Source organism: Tatumella sp. JGM130 (assembly GCF_018257525.1).
Classification (GTDB): Bacteria; Pseudomonadota; Gammaproteobacteria; order Enterobacterales; family Enterobacteriaceae; genus Tatumella; species Tatumella punctata.
On record NZ_JAERJS010000073.1, the window covers coordinates 1 to 1,715 of the forward strand.

The window sequence follows — 1,715 nt, forward strand, 5'->3', positions numbered from 1 at the left end:
GGAGCTGGCCGATCCGGCGCGGGAGATGAGCAGGAAAGCGATGCGGGAAAAATTCCGGGAGGAAGTTGAGAAAAGCGAACCCTACAGCAATCCGGATGAGGTTGAGCGTAACCGGCAGTTCATTGCCCTTCAGAATATGCTGCCGGTTACGCTGCACCGGACACAGACAGAGGAAACGGGGAAGAATGCTCTGATCCGCTTTACGGCGGTAACGGAGGAAGAAGTTGAATTCTCTATCTAAAATCGCCGTATTTTTGCCTGCTGTCGTGTTGTTATCAGGGTGCGATGGGCATACGGATCAAACGCTGTTACCGCCGGATAATGCGCGGCGGGTGACGGTGGCCGTCAGGGTACCTGAGGGGATTACGCTGCTGCCGATGCAGATGCTTTACCGTTCGGAACGGTGTAAGAGCAAAGACTATAATTCGAGTAATGAAGCCTATGAAATTCGGGGGTTTAACGGTTTTAAGCAGGCGTTCAGCCCGCAGGGTAGCGGCGATCTCTGGCAGCAGAATATCGCCATTGACGGCGGCGGTCCATGCCAGTGGCAGCTTAATTCTCTGCGTGTCAGCTTTAAGATTTCTGACAGCAACCCTCTGGTGAAGGGGAAAAAGGTTATTGAAACCAGCTATATCTTTGATTTTGATGATTACGGGCTTAGTGACGGATACGGAACAGGAAGGGCGAAAGAGGCCAGTGGAGACCTTGATTTAAAGACGGATTTTTTCCCGATGGAGACCCATTTTTCTGATAACGATATTAGCCTGAAGTTTTTCGGAGGGGATACCAGACTTGAAAATTGGCGTAGACGTTTCCGACTTCATGATACTCAAAATATCCTCATTGAACCGATAGTTCACCTTGATAAAGTTGTGACGTTGGAACCACCTGATAAACCTGGTAATTGGATGGCAATGTACCCCGATGGTAGTCGTTCAGAAATTCCTCGCATCGCCCCGGATTATGACAGGTTACTGTCAATGAAATAGGAGATATATGTACTGAATAAAAATCCTCCGGCATAGCCGGAGGTTTTTCAGATGCGCCTATAAGGCTCTGTTACCAGCAGCGCCCTAACAGGCGCATACGATCTGACATTTGCATCATGAACCGTTACTTACTGCCCGTAAACGGGCTACCCGGATACGGCATCGACAATTGTTCTCCCAGCTTGTCCAGAGACAGTTGATGCCTTATGTATTCCTTTATCTTTGTCGTATTTTTTCCTACCGTGTCAACATAATACCCACGGCACCAAAACTCTCTGTTTCGGTATTTAAATTTCAAATCGCCGAACTGCTCATAAAGCATCAGACTGCTTTTACCCTTCAGATACCCCATGAAGCCCGATACGCTCATTTTTGGCGGGATCTCAAGAAGCATATGGATATGATCTGCACAACATTCCGCTTCAAGGATATGTACATTTTTCCATTCACATAACTTTCTCAAAATGCTGCCTATAGCTCTGCGCTTCTCTCCATAGAACACCGGCCGTCGGTATTTCGGCGCAAAAACAATATGATATTTACAGTTTCATCGGGTGTGCGCTAAGCTTTTTTCGTCCCCCATTGGGACCCCCTTTTGATTTCTTGTTAGACATTTGCAGTTGCCAGACCGCAAGGTGTTTTAACAAATCCCTCAGTGTCAGCATAGTTGTCACCCCCTCTGAAAAATCAATCTGAGGGCATGGAGTGACACATGAAACGTATTTC

3 protein-coding genes and 1 pseudogene are annotated in these 1,715 nt (G+C 47.5%); 2 read left to right on the forward strand and 2 right to left on the reverse strand.

Annotation, left to right across the window (positions count from 1 at the left end):
• Positions 1 to 241 (forward strand): annotated as a pseudogene (locus tag JK211_RS16660) (lipase family protein); the annotation flags it as partial.
• The gene (locus JK211_RS16665) at positions 225 to 989 is read left to right on the forward strand and encodes a hypothetical protein (protein ID WP_249213835.1); all 765 of its coding nucleotides are present in this window, start codon (positions 225 to 227) and stop codon (positions 987 to 989) included. The pseudogene JK211_RS16660 and the gene JK211_RS16665, both read left to right, overlap by 17 nt.
• 124 nt (positions 990 to 1,113) lie before the next feature.
• Here the strand turns inward: JK211_RS16665 and tnpA are convergent, their stop codons facing one another.
• Both tnpA and JK211_RS16675 read right to left on the reverse strand, forming a co-directional pair.
• Entirely contained in the window at positions 1,114 to 1,521 is a 408-nt protein-coding gene (tnpA, locus tag JK211_RS16670; RefSeq protein WP_371734655.1) for an IS200/IS605 family transposase, read from the reverse strand.
• A gap of 7 nt (positions 1,522 to 1,528) precedes the next feature.
• Positions 1,529 to 1,715, reverse strand: a 187-nt coding sequence (locus JK211_RS16675) for a hypothetical protein (protein ID WP_212709736.1), incomplete at its 5' end; no start/stop codon positions are given.